Source organism: Bacteroides sp. PHL 2737, assembly GCF_004115325.2.
GTDB lineage: Bacteria > Bacteroidota > Bacteroidia > Bacteroidales > Bacteroidaceae > Bacteroides > Bacteroides hominis.
In genome coordinates this window covers 107,413-126,558 of sequence record NZ_CP040630.1, presented here as the reverse complement: position 1 = coordinate 126,558, position 19,146 = coordinate 107,413, and the positions used below count along the sequence as shown (strand labels likewise).

Genomic DNA, 19,146 nt, shown 5'->3' with positions numbered 1-19,146 from the left:
TAAAGGAGAAACATTCTTCTTTTACCTGAAAAAGAAAAATATTAAATGAATTTATAAAGCAAAGATATGAAAAATACTCGTTGCACGGATTTTTATGTACCTAAAAATTCGTCAATCAAACCATTATTTAAAACTATGAGAGTCACTACATTCTTACTTTTCTTTTGTGTATTCGGTGCCATGGCAGGTACTGTCAATTCTCAGAATGCAAGAGTGTCCATTAAAAAAACGAATGTCCCTTTAGAGGAAATACTGAATGAGATAGAACGTCAGACAGATTACCTGTTTATGTACTCGAATGCTGTCGATGTGAAAAGACACGCATCAATCCATGTTTCAGAGAAACCCGTATCGGAGGTCCTGAATCAGTTGCTTGGAAATCAAGTCTTGTACGAAATGGAAGGAACACACATCATTTTGTCCGACAAGCACAGCCCCCGGAATACGATAATCGTACAGCAGGAAGACAAAATTCCGGTGAAAGGGAAGATTACCGACATGGCGGGTGAGCCCATCATAGGTGCCAGTATACTTGAGAAGGGCACTACCAACGGAATTATAACAGATCTCAACGGCGGCTTTTCGTTGGATGTATCTCCGGGAGCCATACTTGTCATCTCGTATATCGGATATGCCAAACAAGAAGTCAAAGTGATTCCCGGCAAGACTCTGAAGATAAAGATGAAAGAAGATGCCGAGTTGCTGGACGAAGTTGTTGTCGTGGGTTACGGTACGCAGAAGAAAGTAAACCTGACAGGTGCTGTTGAGACCATCGAGTCGGATGTCATTGAAAACCGTCCCATCCGTAGTGCCACGGATGCACTTCAGGGAACAGTATCGGGGCTGACAGTCAGTTCGGGTACCGGAAAGCCCGGAGAGTTTGCCTCTTTCAAGATACGTGGAAACACTTCCATCAATAGCGCCGGTGCTTTAGTGATTATCGACGGTATGCCGGGAGATATTAATGTGGTAAATCCACAGGATATTGAAACCATTTCAATATTGAAAGATGCCGCTTCTGCTGCTATTTATGGTGCACGTGCTGCCGAGGGAGTGGTATTGGTGACTACTAAGAAGGGGGCTTCGGAGAAGGTGAAGGTAGAGTATACCGGTAATTTTTCTTTTAATTCTCCTACGCGTTTACCTGAAAGCAATACGGGATTGGACCATGCATTATTATCCAACGTTGCATTTGCCAATGCCGGATTGGCCGCTCCTTTTTCACAGAAAGCAATTGATGCTATTAAAGATCCCAATACCATTGCTATTCCTAACGGTAAAGAGTGGATATATACTTCGGATGTGGACTGGATCGGTCTGATGATGGATCATAGTTTTCAGCAGACCCATAACCTAACTATTTCGAAAGCATCTGATCGTTTGAAGTATCTCTTTTCCATCGGCTGGCTTGATCAGAATGGAATGTTTTCTGAATATGGTCCTGACAATTATGACCGTATTAATCTCCGCTCAAATATCAGTGTTGAATTGATAAAGAACAAGCTGTCGTTTGATAGCCGTATCAGCTATTCACGGGGAGTAAACCTCTATCATGCTGCCGAAGGTTCGTGGTCAATTCCTTATATCACTTTTATACAGGCCGGTCCCAATATGCCTATTTATGATCCGAATGGAAATTATTCCCGCCACCGAATGCAGTTGAATCCGATTCAGGCCTTGAAAGAAGGCGGTGAAGGGCGTACCCGTAATCAACGGATTGAAGGAGTATTTACTTTAGAGTATAAACCGGTGAAAGGTCTTTCTCTACGGGCCGTCGGAGGTGCGAATATTCTTGACGGACAAAAAAAGGAATGGCGTAGAGCTTATGGAAAATATGGTGTGGAAGGTTTAATCTCGACTGCTTTTGGACAGAAAAGCCCGAACTCTGTAACGCAGAATAATTCCCATCGACAATATCTGACCGGGCAACTGATTGCCGAATACAAAGGTGTATTTGGAAAACACGATATTAATGTTCTTGGAGGATGGTCGGCAGAAGAGAATCTGTATGAAGATCTTCAGGGAAAACGTACCGATATCATAGGAAATGAACTGCCTGCGCTTAATCTGGGTGATACGGACGGATGGTCGAATGGTGCCGATGAAAATGAATGGGCATTGGTTTCAGGATTCATGCGTATGAATTATGCGTTTGCTTCCAAATATCTGGTTGAGGCCAACTTCCGTGCGGACGCTTCTTCACGTTTTTCAAAAAAGCACAGATGGGGTGTATTTCCTTCCGCTTCGGTCGGCTGGCGAATTACGGAAGAGAAGTTCATGAAGAATCAGCGCATTTTCGATAACCTGAAGCTCCGTATTTCCTGGGGACAGTTGGGAAACCAGAACGGGTTAGGAATGTATGACCATATTGCCAGTTATAATATTAAGGGGTACTATCCGTTTAAGTCGGAACTCGGACAGTGGGCCATCATTTCCAAACTGCCATCGGAAACAAGAACCTGGGAAACGGTAGAAATGAATAATTTTGCGGTAGACATGGCGTTTCTCAGAAACCGTCTGACAGTGACCGGAGAATATTTCATCAAACGGAACAAGGACATGCTGGTCAATGTCGAGGTTCCGAGTGTGATTGGAGTCGATGTGCCTACCGGCAATTATGGAGAACTTGAAGTGAAGGGCTGGGAAGTGACCGTAGGCTGGCAAGACCGGATTAAAGACTTTTCCTATAGTGCCCGTTTCAACTTATCCGATCAGAAAGATAAGCTCGTCGATTACGGAGTGGAGTATAACGGATTTGTGGCCGGTGTCAATCAGAAAGTTCAGGGATATTCTCTGGGGTCAATCTTCGGATACCGCACCGACGGATATTTCACGTCTGAAGAGGAAGTTAAGAATTCGGCTGCTTATAATAAATCTATTACCGGTGTAGGTGATATTAAGTATGTTGATAAAGACGGAGATGGAAAGATTTCAGCTCCTAACGATCTGGAATATCTGGGCACCACCACTCCGCGGTACACCTTTGGATTGAATCTGACTGCGGCATGGAAAGGGTTCGACCTGGGAATACTGTTCCAGGGCGTAGGCAAAAGAAATTTCTATTTGTCGAGTGAGGTGATGAATCCCTATTATGCTACCTGGAATAACTTCTCCTATAAGATGCACAATGACTATTGGACTCCGGAGAATCCGAATGCAGCCTTTCCGCGCTATTATGCCGGAGCCAATCATAACTATCAGATTTCCGACCACTGGTTGCAGAATGCGGCTTACGTACGTCTGAAAAATCTGCAACTGGGATATACGATAGACCCGAAACTGACCAAATCATGGGGCATCCAGCGCTTGAGAGTCTATTTTAGCGGCGATAACCTTTGTGAGTATAGCAAACTGAACGATAACTTCGATCCGGAGCTGTCTAATGTAGACGGATATGTATATCCTATCATGAGAAACTTTTCATTTGGACTAAACGTGACATTTTAATTCTTGAATTATGAAGATGAAAACTATATATCTTTGGTTGCTGACTGCAATCGTATTGTGTGGCTGTAGCGATTTCCTGGATCGGGAACCTAAAACCAATCTTTCACCTGCCAGCTTCTGGAAGTCGGAAAGCGATTTGAGACTGGCCACCAATGTGTTTTATCAGAATATGAATCGTTCGTATACATTAGATAACCAGAGTGCGGACGGTTTTGCTAACGTGAGCAATCAAGTCAGTTCGGGAACTCAGAGTCCGGGCAATACAGATGCTATCTGGACTGCGGCGTATAAGCAAATCCGGAATGCCAATAATTTTCTGGAGAATTATCAGAATGCCGAAGTTTCGGATGCCGTCAAGAACCGTTATGCCGGTGAAGCCCGGTTCTTCAGAGCCTATTTCTATTTTAATTTAGTGAAGCGTTTTGGCGATGTTCCCTATGTACTGAGCACGCTCGATATGGACTCGGAAGAATTGATGGGCCCCCGCACTCCTAAAGAACAAGTGATTGCAGGTATCATCGAAGACCTTGAATTTGCGGAGACCCACATTCCGCTGAAAAGCAAATTGTCTACCGACGTGGGACGACTGACCAAGGGAGCTGCCCAGGCAATGCTTGCCCGTGTGGCGCTCTATTGCGGCACGAGAAATAAGTTCCACGGTGACGGAGAGTATAAGAAATATCTTCAGATGGCCAAAGAAGCCAGTAAGCGGCTGATTGACACGAAAGAATATTCTTTGTATAAAGATTACCGCGATCTGTTCCTGCTGCCCGGAGAAGACTCGGACGAGCACATTCTTTCATATCGTTATTCTGCTGAGGCTGATACATACAATTCCCGTATCCGCGCTACGATAGCCGATCCCTCTCACACCCCTACCAAAGTGCTGGCCGATGCATTTCTCTGTAAAGACGGGCTTCCTGTGGAGAAGTCTGCTTATAAAGTAGAATATCTGCCTGCCGGTAAGGAGTTTGAGAACCGCGACCCGCGTATGGCACTTACTCTCTGGAAACCGGGAGATCCGTTCCTGGGAAAACCATTTGTACCCAACCTTTCGAGCCAGACACGTACCGGATACATGTTCAAGAAGTATGGTGACGAAGAATCTTACTCGAATATGAAGTCGCGGATTGATGAAATACTGATTCGTTATGCCGAAGTGTTGCTTATCTATGCTGAGGCCTGTTTTGAACTGGAAGATAAGATCTCGGATGCCGACCTGAACCTTTCCGTCAACCGGCTCCGTGCCCGTTTCGAAGGTCATCCCGACCAATTGCCTGCCTTGACCAATGCTTTTGTAGAACAGCATGGTTTGAGCATGCGCGAAGAGATCCGCCGGGAACGCAGGGTGGAACTGGCTGCCGAATCGTTCCGTTACGATGACATTATCCGCTGGAAAACAGCCGAATCGGAATTACCGGTAGCCATCTTGGGTGCGAAGTTTGACTCGGCGCTCTATCCGACAACTATACCGGGAAAAGACGTAACTTTGGATAAGAACGGATTTTTGTTGGTACAGAAAGCAGAAAGCCGTACATTTGATGTTTCGAAACACTATCTCTTCCCATTGCCGCTTCGTGAGGTATCGTTGAATCCGGCATTAGAGCAGAACCCCGGGTGGTGAGGCCGGATGACTGATATCGAGGATATATTCCATAAATAAAAAAAGTATGTAATGAAAACAAATCGAGCTTTTAAAGAAATTTGTGTGTTAGGCGGCTTGGCATATTCCGTTTGCGGAGTGGCTCAGGAGCGTCCGAATATTATTGTTTTTCTGGTTGATGATATGGGACTGATGGATACTTCCGTTCCCTTTCTGACAGATGAAAATGGTCAGCCGACGCGCCATCCCCTGAATGACTGGTATCATACTCCGAATATGGAAAGACTGGCTAAACAAGGTATTTGTTTTTCTACTTTTTATGCGCAAAGTGTAAGTTCCCCCTCCAGAGCTTCAATTATGACCGGACAAAATGCGACAAGGCACGGTGTCACCAACTGGATTAATGCCGAAAGCAATAACCGGACTCCTTTCGGGCCGCCCGAATGGAACTGGAAAGGTCTCAGGGAAGATATGCCCACTATGCCGAAAGTTTTGCAGCAGGCCGGGTATAAGACCATCCATGTCGGAAAGGCACATTTTGGTTGTATGGGTAGCGAAGGAGAGAATCCGCTGCATCTTGGTTTTGATGTAAATATCGCCGGTTCCGGCATAGGACATCCCGGCAGCTATTATGGCGAATGGGGATATGGGCATATCAAGGGGGAAAAGGCAAGGGCGGTTCCCGACCTGGAAAAGTATCATGGGACGGACATCTTTCTAAGTGAAGCTTTGACGATAGAAGCGAACCGGGAGATAACCAAGGCGGTAGAAGAAAAGCGTCCTTTTTATCTGAATATGGCTCATTATGCGGTCCATGCGCCTTTTCAGGCAGATAAACGCTTTTTGTCACGGTATACCGATCCGGATAAGAGCGAACAGGCAAGGGCGTTTGCTACTTTAATAGAAGGCATGGATAAATCCTTGGGGGATATTATGGACCAACTTGAGAAGTTGGGAATTGCCGAAAATACCTTGATCTTCTTTTTAGGAGATAATGGTGGCGACGCCCCTCTGGGCGATGAACGCGGATATGGCTCTTCTGCTCCGTTGAGAGGGAAAAAAGGTACGGAGTTCGAAGGAGGTATGCGTGTTCCTTTTATTGCGGGCTGGGCAAAGCCTGAGAAAGAGAGTAAAGTGCAGAAGCGTTTACCGATTGAAGCGGGAGGTATGCAGACACAGTTGGGGACAATAATGGATATTTATCCGACAGTGCTGGCCGTGGCCGGATGTAAAGCTCCTCAGGGCTATGCGATAGATGGATTCGACCTCAAAAAGCAATTAAGCGGTAAGGTAAACCGGAGGCGTCCCGAGTCTTTCTTGATGCACTTTCCGCATGCTCACCGTGGCAACTACTTTACGACATATCGTATGGGGGACTGGAAACTGATTTATTATTATCTTCCCGAGACCCCGCAACAACCGAAGGCTCTGCTTTACAATCTGAAGGATGATCCTGAAGAAAGGAACGAACTCTCTTCTGCGTATCCCGATAAGTGTAAAGAGATGATCCGGAAAATGTCTGACCAGTTGGTAAAGGAAGGAGCTCTTTATCCGGTAGATAAGCAAGGAAATGAACTGAAGCCCTTTGTCTACTTCTGACAAGTGAAGGTTTACTGATACATCAAGAGGGTGTGTCGAGACTCACATTTTTTTCGACGCACCCTCTTTTTTGTTACAAACTGTATGTGTATCCGCTTCTTTAAGAAAACGATGGCGGTGCATAACCGGATGTGGTCAGCGCAACACCACCCGGTCGCCCAGGCGTTTGGCCATCAGGTTCTGTATTTCCTTCATCTCCTTATACCGTTGCATGACGGCGTCACATTGAGCGTTGTCATTGGCTATCGCAGGATCTTGCAGCGCATACATGATGTGCTTCAGTTCTTCTGCCACGATGGCATTCTTGAAGTTGATCATCAGCATCGGAACCATTTCGTACAAACGCTCTTCGTCCGTTACCAGCTTTTGTGTTTTCGAGTGATATTTACTCAGTTGATACCGGTCGCTTGCCAGTTCGGTGGCTATTGTGCTGATAGCCGGATCGGGGTGCGCCACAAAGAAACGTTCGGAGGCGAACTCCTGTTCGCGGATATGTTCGGCGGCTTCCGAGAGGATACGGCGGTGCAGCGGGTTATGGAACGCCAGTTCGTCTTCTTTCAGGTCGTTGATGACATACTCCACCACTGTGACCGGTACTTCGTTCCCCTCTTCATCCGTCATGTTGCACATCACCCTTTCTCCGTAGCGGATGATCATCTGGATGATAAGGCGTTCGTATTTGTAGAACTCCTGTCCCTCTTTGCCCTCCTGGGGGATAAACGACTGGTAGGTATCGATTTCTGCCTCTTCCGGCGGAAATGGAGGAGGTATCTCGCCTGCTTCCGGTACCGGAGCATGGTTGGCGACGGCCGGTTTATTCCCTTTTTCGGCCTGAAGTTCACGGCGCTTGGCCACTTCCGAAACCAACAGTTTGTCTTCTATCCGCAATAACTGTCCGCACTCTTTGATATAAACATCCCTGACGATGGCTTCCGGAATGACCGCGATGCTGCGTACGATGTCGTTTATCAGTTCCGCCCGTTTCATCGGATCTTTGCCCGCATCCTCCATCAGGAGTTGTGCCTTGAAACGTATAAAGTCCGTTTCGTGTTCCTGTATAAAGTTCTGGAACTCCGTGGCGTTGTGTTTCCTTGCAAAAGAGTCCGGGTCGTCGCCGTCGGGCAAGAGGCATACTTTGATGTTCATTCCCTCTTCGAGCAACATGTCTATGCCTCGGATCGACGCTTTGATTCCCGCCATGTCGCCGTCATAGAGCACGGTGATATTGTTGGTGAAACGGTGAATCAGCCGGATCTGTCCCGGTGTCAAGGACGTACCGGAAGAGGCCACTACGTTTTCCACCCCCGATTGGTGCATCGAGATCACGTCCGTATATCCTTCCACAAGGAAGCAGCGGTCCTGCTTCACAATGGCCTGTTTGGCAAAGTAGATGCCGTAAAGTTCGTTGCTTTTATGATAAATTTCCGACTCCGGCGAGTTGACATACTTGGCGAGTTTCTTGTTTTCCGTACTGAGCACACGCCCGCCGAACGCAACCACTTTGCCCGAAAGCGTGTGGACCGGGAACATGACACGTCCCCAGAAGCGGTCACGCAGTTTATGGTCGTCCGTCTCATAGCAAAGCCCCGTCTTTACGAGAAACTCTTTTTTGAAGCCTTTGCGCATCGCCTCCTGTGCCAGAGCGTCACGCCCTTCGGTGCTGAACCCCAGTTGGAATTTGTCGATAATATCATCACGGAAGCCTCGCTGGCGGAAGTAAGCCAGTCCGATGCTACGTCCGTCTACGTGGTTTTTCAGGATGTTCTGGAAATAGTCGCGGGCGAAGTTGTTGACAATGAACATACTTTCTCGGTTGCTCTGCACCTCTTTCTCTTCATTGGTCAGCTCCCGTTCCTTGATTTCTATATTATATTTCTTGGCCAGATAGCGGAGTGCTTCGGGGTAGGACATCTGTTCGTGCTCCATGATAAAGTGCACTGCGTTACCGCCCTTACCACAACTGAAGCATTTGCAAAGTCCCTTTGAGGGAGACACGCTGAACGAGGGTGTTTTCTCGTTATGGAAAGGGCAAAGTCCCACGTAGTTCACACCGCGTTTGCGCAGCGTGACGAAATCCGAAACCACTTCTACGATTTGTGCGGCATCGAGTATACGGTCTATGGTTGCCTGGTCTATCATTGTTTTATCTCCTTGCGGATGCAAATGTACGTGATATTTCTTGGATAATCAAATGGCTTTTCAGTGGATTCGGCAGGCCGTGCCGATTTATCGGATATTTGCTTTATGTCGCAAATACGGATTGTTTTGCATTAAAAAGTCAGCCAATAAGGCTTTTGTCTGGCGGATACCCGATTGTTTTTGATCCAACGGGAGGAAGAAAAAGGAAATCGGCGGGCTTTTTCGGTTGGAGAGCCGGGCTTTTGAGTGGGCAGAGCCTTTGTCCGGGGTGAAAAGAGCCTTTGTTTTCCGAAAAAGACGGTTGCATTTCCACCGAAAGACGGTTACATTTTCCGAAAATGATTACTTCTTTTTCAAATATCTCTATATGTTTTTCATAATTACATATATTGTTCCGTTTAAGATCCGGATTTTCCCTGTTTTTCTCTCTGGTTGCTTGCCCGTCCCGGAGCTTCCTTTTCTGCCAGAAAGGTACTCTCGTCGCTTCTGAGTGGATAATATGATACAGGAAGAGCTCTTTTCTGCTCAATATGCTTCTTATATCGATAAATGCGATCAATCGGATCGGAGGAAAAATGAATTAGAGCCGTTTTTTCCTTCTTGCCTTTCCCTCGGGACTAAAGAATGAAAACTGAGCGTTTCTTATTATCATTTTGACATTTTGCTCATCCCGCAAATAATAAAAGAAAGGAGAGGGGTGTCTGTGGTGAATGACACCCCCTCATACTTATGATAAAGATTCTTATTTAATCTTTTCCCGTATCTTCGTCAGATACTTTTTCATTCCTTCCGCATCTTTGCTTGTGATAATTTCAAGCAACTGTTTCAGCTCTGTGCGGATGTTCTCTACCTGTGACGGCGTGCGCGGATTGAACAGGATTTCCTGCAATAAGTAATCATCTTCGCTCAAAAGCCCTTTTGCAATAGCCATGTGCTTCTTGAATGTAGTTCCCGGTGCCTCTTGGTGTTTCATGACAGCTGCGAAAACAAACGTCGAAACAAACGGGATGGACAAGGAGTAAGCCACTGTTTCATCATGCTCGTCGAAGGTATATTCAAAAATATTCAGGTTCAGGCTATTGTATAAGTCTTTAAAGAATACTTTCCCCAAATGATCGCTCTCACTGATGATGATGGCACTTTCGCTGCTCAGATTGCTCAGACTGGCAAAAGTAGGGCCAAACATCGGGTGAGTGGAGACATAACGGAATCCGCTTTCTTCGTAGAACTTCTTCAGTCCGGTTTTCACCGAAGCGATATCACTCAGGATACAGTCTTTGGGTAAAACAGGCAGAATTTTGCGGAAAGCGTCCAGCGTATACTTCACTGTGGCAGCATTGATCACCAGTTCCGGTTCGAACTCCTTGATCTCCTCCAATGTTGTGAAGCGATACGTGTTGTACACGAACCGAAGCTGATGCGGGTTGACGTCGAACACGGCCGTCTCGTGCTGGAAACTTAGTATGTCAGTAAAGAAGGAGCCCATCTTGCCGGCTCCCAAAATTAGAATTCGCATAATATGAATGATTTGCTATTTATTGATAATCTCCATCTGTTGACGAACCGATTCTTCGTGGATGGCTTCGAAGATCACTTTCACAAACTCTGCACTCATGCCGCACTGTTCGCCCTGGGCACCGCGTTTCTCAAGAATCTCGTTATAACGTCCGGTCTGAAGCACTGTGATGTCGTGTTCTTTTTTGTAAGTACCGATCTCACGTGCTACGCGCATGCGTTTTGACAGTTCCTGAATGATGTTATCATCGCATTCGTCAATCTGTTTACGCAGTACGTTCAGGTTCTCCGTTGTCTGTGTCTCTTTACGGATGACGAGCAGGTTGAGGATGTAGTCCAGTACGTCCGGAGTCACCTGTTGTGAAGCGTCGCTCCATGCACAGTCCGGGTTACAGTGACTTTCCACTATCAGTCCGTCGAAGTTCAGGTCCATGGCCTGCTGACAGAGAGGAGCTACCAGTTCGCGCTTTCCTCCGATGTGGCTCGGGTCGCAGAAGATAGGCAGTTCGGGGATGCGGCGGCGCAACTCGATAGGAATGTGCCATTGCGGCAGGTTGCGGTATAGCTTCTTGTCGTAGCTGCTGAAGCCGCGATGGATGGCTCCCAGACGTTTCAGTCCGGCGTTGTTGATACGCTCCAGAGCACCGATCCATAATTCCAGATCCGGATTTACCGGGTTCTTCACCAGCACAGGGATGTCTACACCTTTCAGTGCGTCTGCTATTTCCTGTACGGCAAACGGATTGGCGGTGGTACGGGCACCTACCCACAACACGTCGATGCCCGCTTTCAAGCATTCGTATACGTGCTTGGCTGTAGCCACTTCGGTAGATACGTACATGCCGGTCTCTTTCTTCACCTCTTTCAGCCAGGCGAGGCCTTCTACGCCGATACCTTCGAAACCTCCCGGTTTGGTGCGCGGTTTCCAGATTCCCGCACGGAAGATTTTTACTCCTTTGGCTGCCAGTTGTGTGGCGGTTGACATTACTTGCTCTTCTGTTTCGGCACTGCAAGGGCCGGCTATCACCATCGGGCGTTTATCTTCCACGCCCGGCAATAAGATTGATTCGAGTTCCATATCGATCTAATTCGTTTAGTTGTTATTTCATTATTGATTTGATTCGTTCCAGCGCTTCTGCCAGCTTGGCGTCTTTGCAGCAGAGAGAGATGCGGATGTATCTCGCTCCGTTGCTCCCGAAAATAAATCCCGGAGTGATGAAGACGCGTGCTTCCTGCAGCACTTTCTCTGTCAGTTCTTCTACATCGGCGCAACTTGCGGGGATTTTTCCCCAGAGAAACATGCCCACTTGCTTTTCGTCGTACGTACATCCTAACGTTTTCATAATCTCTCCGGCCAGGTGACGACGGTTCCGATAGTTTACATTGTTGCCTTCGTACCAGGTCGAATCCGCTTCAAGTGCTTTGGCAGCTGCCAGTTGCATGGCACGGAACATTCCGCTGTCGATGTTGCTTTTCACTTTCAGAATCCATTGTACAAACTCTGCATTCGAAGCCAGCATACCGATACGCCATCCCGGCATATTGTGACTTTTACTCATGGAGTTGAATTCTATACAGCATTCTTTGGCACCCGGCACACTCAGGATACTGATCGGCTTATCGTTCAGGATAAAGCTGTACGGATTGTCGTTCACAATCACGATGTTCTTGCGGCGGGCAAACTCCACCAGGCGTTCGTAAAGTTCCGGTGTGGCATTGGCACCGGTCGGCATATTCGGATAGTTGGTCCACATCAGTTTCACGCGGCTCAGATCCATCTTTTCCAGTTCATCGAAGTCCGGCATCCATCCGTCCTCTTCTTTGAGATTGTAGTTCACCACCTCGGCACCCAGTATTTTGCTTAACGAAGTGTAGGTGGGATATCCCGGATTGGGTACCAGTACCTGTTCGCCCGGATTGACAAAAGCGAGTGTCACGTGCAAGATGCCCTCTTTCGATCCGATCAGCGGCTGAATTTCTGTTGCCGGATTCAGTTCCACTCCATACCAGCGTTTATACCAGTCGGCAAAACCCTTGCGAAGTTCCGGTATGCCCACATACGGTTGATAACCGTGTCCGTTCGGGTCGTGAGCATTGTTACACAGCGTTTCGATGGTTTGCTCCGAAGGGGGCATGTCCGGGCTTCCGATTCCCAGGCTGATTACGTCTTTACCTTCTGCGTTCATCCGTGCCACTTCTTTCAGTTTCTTCGAAAAGTAGTATTCGCTTACACCGCCCAGTCTGTCGGCCGGCGCTACTTTATACGTTTGATTTTCCTTCTGCATATTCGCCTAATATTTTAAGTTCTTTCGTCAATGGAGTGATTGCTGTAATCGATTGTTTGTATCTCAGATAATCGTTGAAAGCCACATCTACGTAGAACTGGTATTCCCATTCCCGTCCGATGATAGGGAGCGATTGTATTTTTGTTAAGTTGATGTTGTAAAAAGATAAGATAGACAGAACCTGTGAGAGGCTTCCTTCGGAGTGGGGGAGAGTGAAAACGATGTTTGCTTTGTTGAGAACGGTGTTTTGTTTTCGTATCTCGTCCACCTGCCATGGATCTGCCACTACCAGAAAACGGGTGAAATTATGTTTGTTTGTTTCTATGCCTTCTTGTAGTACTTTCATTCCGTACCGTTCGGCGGCGGCATGTGAGCAGATGGCGGCATGTCCTTTCAGGTTTTCCCGTTTGATGATTTCAGCACTCAAGGCCGTATCTTCAGCTTCTACCACTTTGATACGCGGGTGTTGGTTCAGGAATTCCCGGCATTGCATCAGGGCGATCGGGTGTGAGTTCACTTCGGTGATGTCATTCCAGTCCTCTTCGGGCAGGCAAACGAAGCTGTGCGAAATGCGTAATTTGTATTCGCCGATAATCTGCGTGCCGCTTTGGCGCAACAGTTCGTTGTTGTGCAGCAGGCTTCCTGCAATCGTGTTTTCAATGGCCAGCATCCCGATTGTCTGACTATCTTTCCGGATGGCAGCAAACACATCTTCAAAGTTGGCGCAACAGATTAACTCTATTTCTTCCCCTTCGAAGTACTTGTGTGCGGCTATATCGTGATACGAGCCCAGTGTCCCTTGAATTGCTATTCTTTTCATTCCTAATTGAGTATATGGTATAAAAAAATCCCGCGTCCATGTCGGAGCGGGATTCATATTATTAGTTTCTCTTAATCTCAGTTCTTAAGCACCCTGTCACTTGATACATACAAACTCCCGCTCTACTTTCTGGCTAAAGTAAAAGTAAAAAAAGAAGTAATATGTAAAAGTGAATACGTTCATCAGATCTATTTTTCTTTTTGTTTTAAATCTGAGGCAAAATTAATGCTTTTATCTTAAACACAAATAAAAAACGGACTTTTTTTTGTGATTTATATATTTATATTCCCAATTTGTGCTTTTATATCTGTAAATGTTATCTGTTTGTAACTTCTTCATCTCTTATCTTTTTCTTTTTCTATATAATATGGTATAGAGGCTTAGTTGTGTTAATATTTACTAAATGGAGCGTTTCAGTTCTTAAGATGTTAGTTTTTCTGCGAAAAACTTCTTTTATTTGTCAGACAAATAAGATTAATCTTATTTTAACTAAACTGAATTGTTATACTATGGATACATTAAAACTACATGGTCAGGCGATAACTTTGGTCGATCAGGTCGAAGATAACCTACTTACTTATTTTAGAACTAAAGATCTGCGGGCAGGAGATGCCATTCCCAATGAGATGGAACTGGCCGCCGCTTTGGGTGTGGCGCGTAGTGTGCTGAGGGAGGCTCTCAGCCGATTGAAAATGGTAGGGATGATAGAAACACGTACCAGACGAGGCATGATTCTGACTGAGCCCTCTATTCTTGGAGGTATGAAGCGAGTTGTCGATCCGCGTATTCTAAGTGAACATTCTCTGTTTGATCTTTTAGGTTTTAGAATTGCTTTAGAGTTGGGAATTTGCAGTGATCTCTTTCAGAATATAACTCCGGAAGATATTATTGAACTGAAAGAGATTGTCCGATTGGGTATCGCTTTTGAGAATAATGAATATGCCCCTATCAGTGAATTTACTTTTCATGCTAAACTTTATGAAATAACCGGCAATGCCACTATCCGTGAGTTTCAGGAGATTATTCATCCCGTAATGGTTTTTGTGAAAGATAAATTCAAAGAGTTGCTCGAGCCTATTAATATAGAGATAAAAGAGCGGGGAGAATTGGTAACTCACGCTGACCTTCTCGACTTTTTGGAGAAACATGATGAGCCCGGTTACAGAAAGGCGCTTGAGAAACATTTTGCCGTATATAAGATTTTTATGAAACGTAGAATCGTTAACGAATAATCGGGGGATTGCAAAAAGTCAAACAGAATTTTAGCATTCCCTTGGGAAATATCTGGAGGATGGCCGTTCTTTTATTGCGGGTAACCGGGTAAATAACAATTTATTATAGCTGCGCAGCCATTTTATACCTTTGTTATCGACGCAGAGAAATGGGTTTCCAATCAGAGATTCCTTATTCTTAATTAATATCTAATTAAATAATAAAATGAAACATTATCAACGTTTGGAAGGAATGGTTGCCGCCACTTTTACTCCTATGGATGCGCGGGGAGATATCAATCTTTCTGTTATAGACAAATACGCCGACCTGATGGCTGAATCAGGAATGGCAGGTGTATTTATTTGTGGAACCACAGGAGAATCTCATTCACTGACTACGGATGAGCGTAAAGTTATTCTTGCTCAGTGGATAAAGTCTGCCCGGAAACGCTTTAAGGTGATTGCGCATGTGGGTAGTAACTGTCAATTGGAAGCTATGGAGCTGGCTCGGCATGCACAAGAGGTGGAAGCTGATGCTTTTGCCGCTATGGCTCCCTGTTTTTTTAAACCCTCTTCGGTAAAGGATCTGGTGGACTTTTTTACTCCAATTGCTCAAAGTGCTCCCGATCTTCCTTTCTATTATTATAATATGCCGTCTATGACGGGAGTATCTCTTTCGGTTCGCTCTTTTCTTATAGAGGGAAAAAAAACGATGCCTAATCTGGTTGGAACGAAATTCACACACAATAACCTGATGGAGATGGGTGAATGCTTGGAACTCAATAATGGAGAATTCGAAGTGCTGCATGGATACGATGAAATTCTGATTGCCGGATTGGCTTTAGGAGCCGTTGCCGGTGTTGGTAGTACCTACAATTATTTACCTGTTGTATATCAGAATCTTTTTGATGCGTTCAAGAAAGGTGATATCTGTACTGCTCGCCGGATGCAGCAGAAGTCGATTGAAATAGTAAAAATAATAATTAAATATGGAGGAGGTGTACGTGGAGGAAAAGCAATAATGAATTTAATAGGTGTTGATTGCGGCCGGTGCCGTCTGCCCATCACACCGTTTGGCGATGATGAATATTCTTCGCTCAAAAGAGATCTTGAAAAAATAGGTTTCTTGAATTAAAAAATAAAAGTAGGGAAGGGGAAATAGACTTTGGACGGAATATACCCCCTTCGCTCTACGCCTTAAATTTTATATTAAAAGCATACAAAGATGAGAAAAATTACTCGAATTAAGTGTCTCATTGTTGTTTTATTGACATTTATTGGGACATTAGCACCCGTTCATGCTCAACAAAGTGGCAATTTTGAGATTAGTGGTGTTGTTAAGGACACATCCGGAGAACCGGTCATAGGTGCTACAGTTATTGTAAAGAACACACAAATAGGTACAACTACCGATGTCGATGGAAAATTTAAATTAAAGGTCCCACGTAAATCTTTGTTACAAATCTCCTTTGTTGGAATGAAAACCAAGGATCTGAAAGTAACCAATAATACATTTTATGAAATTACTTTGGAAGATGAGTCGGTTCTACTTGACGAGGTCGTAGCCATCGGTTATGGAACTCAATCTAAGGCAACTGTTACTTCAGGAGTTGTATCTGTGAAGAAAGCGGAGTTAATGTCTTCTGTCTCTGCATCTCCTTTGAACAATCTACAGGGAAAGGTCGCTGGACTGGATATTCGACAGACTACCGGACAGCCTGGTGCACAGCCGGTAGTGCTGATCCGTGGCGGGTCAACCGATCCGGCTAACGACTCTCCTCTTTTTGTCATTGATGGGGTTGTCCGTAGCAATATGAATGGACTCAATCAGGAAGATATTGAGTCTATGGAAGTATTGAAAGATGCCGCTTCCGCTGCAATTTATGGTGCTAAGGCTGCCAATGGTATCATTCTTATTACTACCAAGCAAGGTTCTTCAAAAGATGGTAAAGCCACTATTTCCGCTTCCTACCGTTTGGGAGTTGAGCAGATTCGGCAGCATTATCCGTTTTCTGGTGCACGCGACTATCTGTATGCTTCCCGCTTAGCCGGTTCCCGCGGAATCAATGACGCGAATGTCAGCGGACGCCTGGAAGGCGGCGCATATCCTTATTCAACAGGTAATATCAATTATAAAAATGGAGCCTTGGAAGGATATGGCTATTCTCGTTTCACTACCGAATATTTAGATGATTTGATTTCCAATATGGGGCAGTCTTATGTCGACGATTTGCTGAACAGACAAGGATATGAAACGATGACCGATCCTTATTCGGGAAAACAGTTGATATTTAAAGACAATCACTATCAAAAAGATGTATTGTTTCAGACTGCATTGACACACAACTACGATCTGAGTGCTTCCGGTGGAAATGACAAAGGTAATTATTATGTGAGTCTGGGGTATATTAATTCAGAAGGTATTGTTCTGGGTACGGGGTACGATCGTTTCAGCCTTACTGCCAATGGAAATTACAATCTTCGCAGTAATTTAAAATTAACCGTCGGATTGAAACACTCCACAATCTCGAATAAAGCGACTGATCCGGAGAACTCGGGCACAAGCACAATGGACCGTTCTTCTCGCTATCCTACGACCTTCCGTCTGTATTATGACGATGGAACTCCCGGTATTGGTGAAGCCGGAGGCTCACCTCGGAATAGACTGCACGAATTATATTATCAGGATATTTCGGACAAAGCTTATCGAAACACGATTCAGTTAGGATTGGATTGGGAGATTCTGAAGGGATTGCATTTTAAACCGTCAGCCTCCTATTATATGCAGGAAAATATCTATCGTTTTTTTGAGAAGTATAACGAGTTTAATAAAGGTCGTAAAACACTCGAGAAACACGATCAGTATAAGCAAATCATGGCAGACGCGGTGTTTACCTATGATAAAGTATTCAGTGATAAGCACACTTTTAATGCAATGATAGGTATGAACTATACCCAGGACGATACCTATAAATTGAAGGGAACAGGCTCGGAAGCCCCTACGGATTATGTACCTACGTTGGCGCCTACCAAGCCCGATTTACAGCGTACCACTTCCTCTTTGGATAAAGAAGTACTGGTAGGTTTCTTTGCCCGTGTCAATTATGACTATAAGCGCCGCTATTTGCTGACGGTTTCAGCACGCTATGACGGAGCCTCCCAATTTGCCGAAGATCATAAATTCGCATTGTTTCCGGCCGTATCCGGAGGATGGAATATGCATTATGAAGACTGGTTTCCCAAAACCGTTGTCAGCCGGATGAAGTTGCGGGCGAGCTGGGGACAGACCGGAAATAATAAGTTGTCGTATTCTAATACACAAGGCGAATATGCTTCATATATTTATGCCGGAAATCCGGGGGTACTGAATAGTGTACTTGCCAATAACAGTTTGGTATGGGAAACAACCTCTAATGTGGATTATGGTTTTGATGCCGGTTTCTTTGATAATCGTCTTGAACTGTCGGTAACCGGATATAATAAATTGACTTCCGATCGTTTGTATGACAAAGCTCTTCCGGCACAGACAGGTTTTAGTTCTATAAAGGCCAATTTGGGGACTGTACAGAACAAAGGTTTTGAGTTATCGCTGACAGCACATCCTCTTTCAACAACTTCCCCCGTGAGTTGGGATGTTACGGGTACTTTCAGTATGAACAGGACGTATATGAAAAAGCTTCCTTATAATGGGAGAGACAAAAATCGGGTACAGGGCGGACTTGTATGGGATGCTAAATCCGGTACTTATGTTGAGACCGGCGGCCTGGCCGAAGGCGAGAGGATAGGTGGACGTTGGGGATATAAGTATCTGGGGGTATACGATACAGATGAAGAAGCTGCAAAAGCTCCGGTCGACACCAAGGTTTCCGGTTCTAAGATGAATAAGAAAAAGGTTGCCGGAGATGCTATCTGGGCCGACCTTGACAATAATGGAGTTATCGATGATAAGGATATTACTTTTATTGGCTGGGCCAATCCGGATAAGAAGGGAGCCTTGATTAATAATTTGTCTTACAAGAATTTTTCTCTTCGTTTGGTTGTCGATTTTGCTTTAGGACATTCCATTGCCAATATATGGAGATGCCGTGCCAATGCCAATGCACGCAATGCTATTATAACGACTACTGACGTTACGAATGGAAACATCTGGTGGCAGACTGGTGATGCTGCAACAGCCAAGTATCCGCGTTACGATGTTGCTTCGGACTGGGATAACGGATATCGCAATCACATGCGTACAATAGCTTATGCCGGGATGAATTCAAATGGAAATGCCGACAATACGGCTTATTATTCAAAGGGAGATTATTTGTGCTTCCGTGAGGTTTCGTTAGGTTATGAACTACCGCGTTCCGTATGTTCTAAAATGAAGGTGAAAGGGGTTTCTTTGAATGCCGGTGTGACAAATATCGGATACATTACAGCCTTTGACGGATTAAATCCTGAACAGTACGATGGACAAGAGACCGGTGAATACTTCCTCCCGATTCAATTTAACTTTGGTGTAAGACTAACTTTTTAAAATGA

Annotated in this window: 11 protein-coding genes; 6 read left to right on the top strand and 5 right to left on the bottom strand. The window is 45.3% G+C overall.

What is annotated here, in order from left to right; all coding sequences use genetic code 11:
• Positions 1 to 66: 66 nt before the first annotated feature.
• From DBK98_RS00535 to DBK98_RS00525, 3 genes are read left to right on the top strand one after another with little or no spacing between them, the layout of a single operon-like run.
• On the top strand, positions 67 to 3,447 hold the full coding sequence (locus tag DBK98_RS00535) for a TonB-dependent receptor (protein ID WP_032536756.1): 3,381 nt from the start codon (positions 67 to 69) through the stop codon (positions 3,445 to 3,447).
• A 16-nt stretch (positions 3,448 to 3,463) separates the two neighbouring features.
• The gene (locus tag DBK98_RS00530) at positions 3,464 to 5,071 is read left to right on the top strand and encodes a RagB/SusD family nutrient uptake outer membrane protein (RefSeq protein WP_032536764.1); all 1,608 of its coding nucleotides are present in this window, start codon (positions 3,464 to 3,466) and stop codon (positions 5,069 to 5,071) included.
• 51 nt (positions 5,072 to 5,122) lie between these two features.
• Positions 5,123 to 6,649, top strand: coding sequence for a sulfatase (locus DBK98_RS00525; RefSeq protein WP_005808646.1), 1,527 nt, complete (start codon positions 5,123 to 5,125; stop codon positions 6,647 to 6,649).
• 135 nt (positions 6,650 to 6,784) lie between these two features.
• On the opposite strand, the gene dnaG is transcribed toward DBK98_RS00525, so the two are convergent.
• The 5 genes from dnaG to DBK98_RS00500 all read right to left on the bottom strand — a co-directional run bounded on the left by dnaG (position 6,785) and on the right by DBK98_RS00500 (position 13,408).
• Entirely contained in the window at positions 6,785 to 8,788 is a 2,004-nt protein-coding gene (gene dnaG / locus DBK98_RS00520; protein ID WP_032531406.1) for a DNA primase, read from the bottom strand.
• A gap of 742 nt (positions 8,789 to 9,530) precedes the next feature.
• On the bottom strand, positions 9,531 to 10,304 hold the full coding sequence (locus tag DBK98_RS00515) for a prephenate dehydrogenase/arogenate dehydrogenase family protein (protein ID WP_005781592.1): 774 nt from the start codon (positions 10,302 to 10,304) through the stop codon (positions 9,531 to 9,533).
• Positions 10,305 to 10,319: 15 nt separating this feature from the next.
• The gene (locus DBK98_RS00510) at positions 10,320 to 11,381 is read right to left on the bottom strand and encodes a bifunctional 3-deoxy-7-phosphoheptulonate synthase/chorismate mutase type II (protein ID WP_005808636.1); all 1,062 of its coding nucleotides are present in this window, start codon (positions 11,379 to 11,381) and stop codon (positions 10,320 to 10,322) included.
• A 22-nt stretch (positions 11,382 to 11,403) separates the two neighbouring features.
• A complete protein-coding gene (locus DBK98_RS00505; RefSeq protein WP_032536758.1) occupies positions 11,404 to 12,588 on the bottom strand; it encodes a pyridoxal phosphate-dependent aminotransferase in 1,185 nt (394 codons plus the stop codon).
• Entirely contained in the window at positions 12,563 to 13,408 is an 846-nt protein-coding gene (locus DBK98_RS00500; RefSeq protein ID WP_005781586.1) for a prephenate dehydratase, read from the bottom strand. Before DBK98_RS00500 ends, DBK98_RS00505 begins: the two co-directional genes overlap by 26 nt.
• A 509-nt stretch (positions 13,409 to 13,917) precedes the next feature.
• On the opposite strand from DBK98_RS00500, the gene DBK98_RS00495 reads away from it, so the two are divergent.
• The 3 genes from DBK98_RS00495 to DBK98_RS00485 all read left to right on the top strand — a co-directional run bounded on the left by DBK98_RS00495 (position 13,918) and on the right by DBK98_RS00485 (position 19,141).
• Positions 13,918 to 14,640, top strand: coding sequence for a FadR/GntR family transcriptional regulator (locus DBK98_RS00495; protein WP_005808628.1), 723 nt, complete (start codon positions 13,918 to 13,920; stop codon positions 14,638 to 14,640).
• Positions 14,641 to 14,845: 205 nt separating this feature from the next.
• Positions 14,846 to 15,754 carry a dihydrodipicolinate synthase family protein gene (locus DBK98_RS00490; protein WP_032536759.1) on the top strand — a complete coding sequence of 303 codons (909 nt, stop codon included), beginning with the start codon at positions 14,846 to 14,848 and terminating at the stop codon, positions 15,752 to 15,754.
• Positions 15,755 to 15,844: 90 nt separating this feature from the next.
• Complete coding sequence (locus tag DBK98_RS00485) at positions 15,845 to 19,141, top strand: TonB-dependent receptor (protein ID WP_005817620.1); 3,297 nt, start codon at positions 15,845 to 15,847, stop codon at positions 19,139 to 19,141.
• Positions 19,142 to 19,146 lie beyond the last annotated feature (5 nt).

Bases quoted from the DNA above. Each gene is read 5' to 3' on its own strand.
- DBK98_RS00535 (WP_032536756.1), top strand. From the start codon at position 67: ATGAAAAATACTCGTTGCACGGATTTTTATGTACCTAAAAATTCGTCA.
- DBK98_RS00530 (WP_032536764.1), top strand. From the start codon at position 3,464: ATGAAAACTATATATCTTTGGTTGCTGACTGCAATCGTATTGTGTGGC.
- DBK98_RS00525 (WP_005808646.1), top strand. From the start codon at position 5,123: ATGAAAACAAATCGAGCTTTTAAAGAAATTTGTGTGTTAGGCGGCTTG.
- dnaG (WP_032531406.1), bottom strand. From the start codon at position 8,788: ATGATAGACCAGGCAACCATAGACCGTATACTCGATGCCGCACAAATC.
- DBK98_RS00515 (WP_005781592.1), bottom strand. From the start codon at position 10,304: ATGCGAATTCTAATTTTGGGAGCCGGCAAGATGGGCTCCTTCTTTACT.
- DBK98_RS00510 (WP_005808636.1), bottom strand. From the start codon at position 11,381: ATGGAACTCGAATCAATCTTATTGCCGGGCGTGGAAGATAAACGCCCG.
- DBK98_RS00505 (WP_032536758.1), bottom strand. From the start codon at position 12,588: ATGCAGAAGGAAAATCAAACGTATAAAGTAGCGCCGGCCGACAGACTG.
- DBK98_RS00500 (WP_005781586.1), bottom strand. From the start codon at position 13,408: ATGAAAAGAATAGCAATTCAAGGGACACTGGGCTCGTATCACGATATA.
- DBK98_RS00495 (WP_005808628.1), top strand. From the start codon at position 13,918: ATGGATACATTAAAACTACATGGTCAGGCGATAACTTTGGTCGATCAG.
- DBK98_RS00490 (WP_032536759.1), top strand. From the start codon at position 14,846: ATGAAACATTATCAACGTTTGGAAGGAATGGTTGCCGCCACTTTTACT.
- DBK98_RS00485 (WP_005817620.1), top strand. From the start codon at position 15,845: ATGAGAAAAATTACTCGAATTAAGTGTCTCATTGTTGTTTTATTGACA.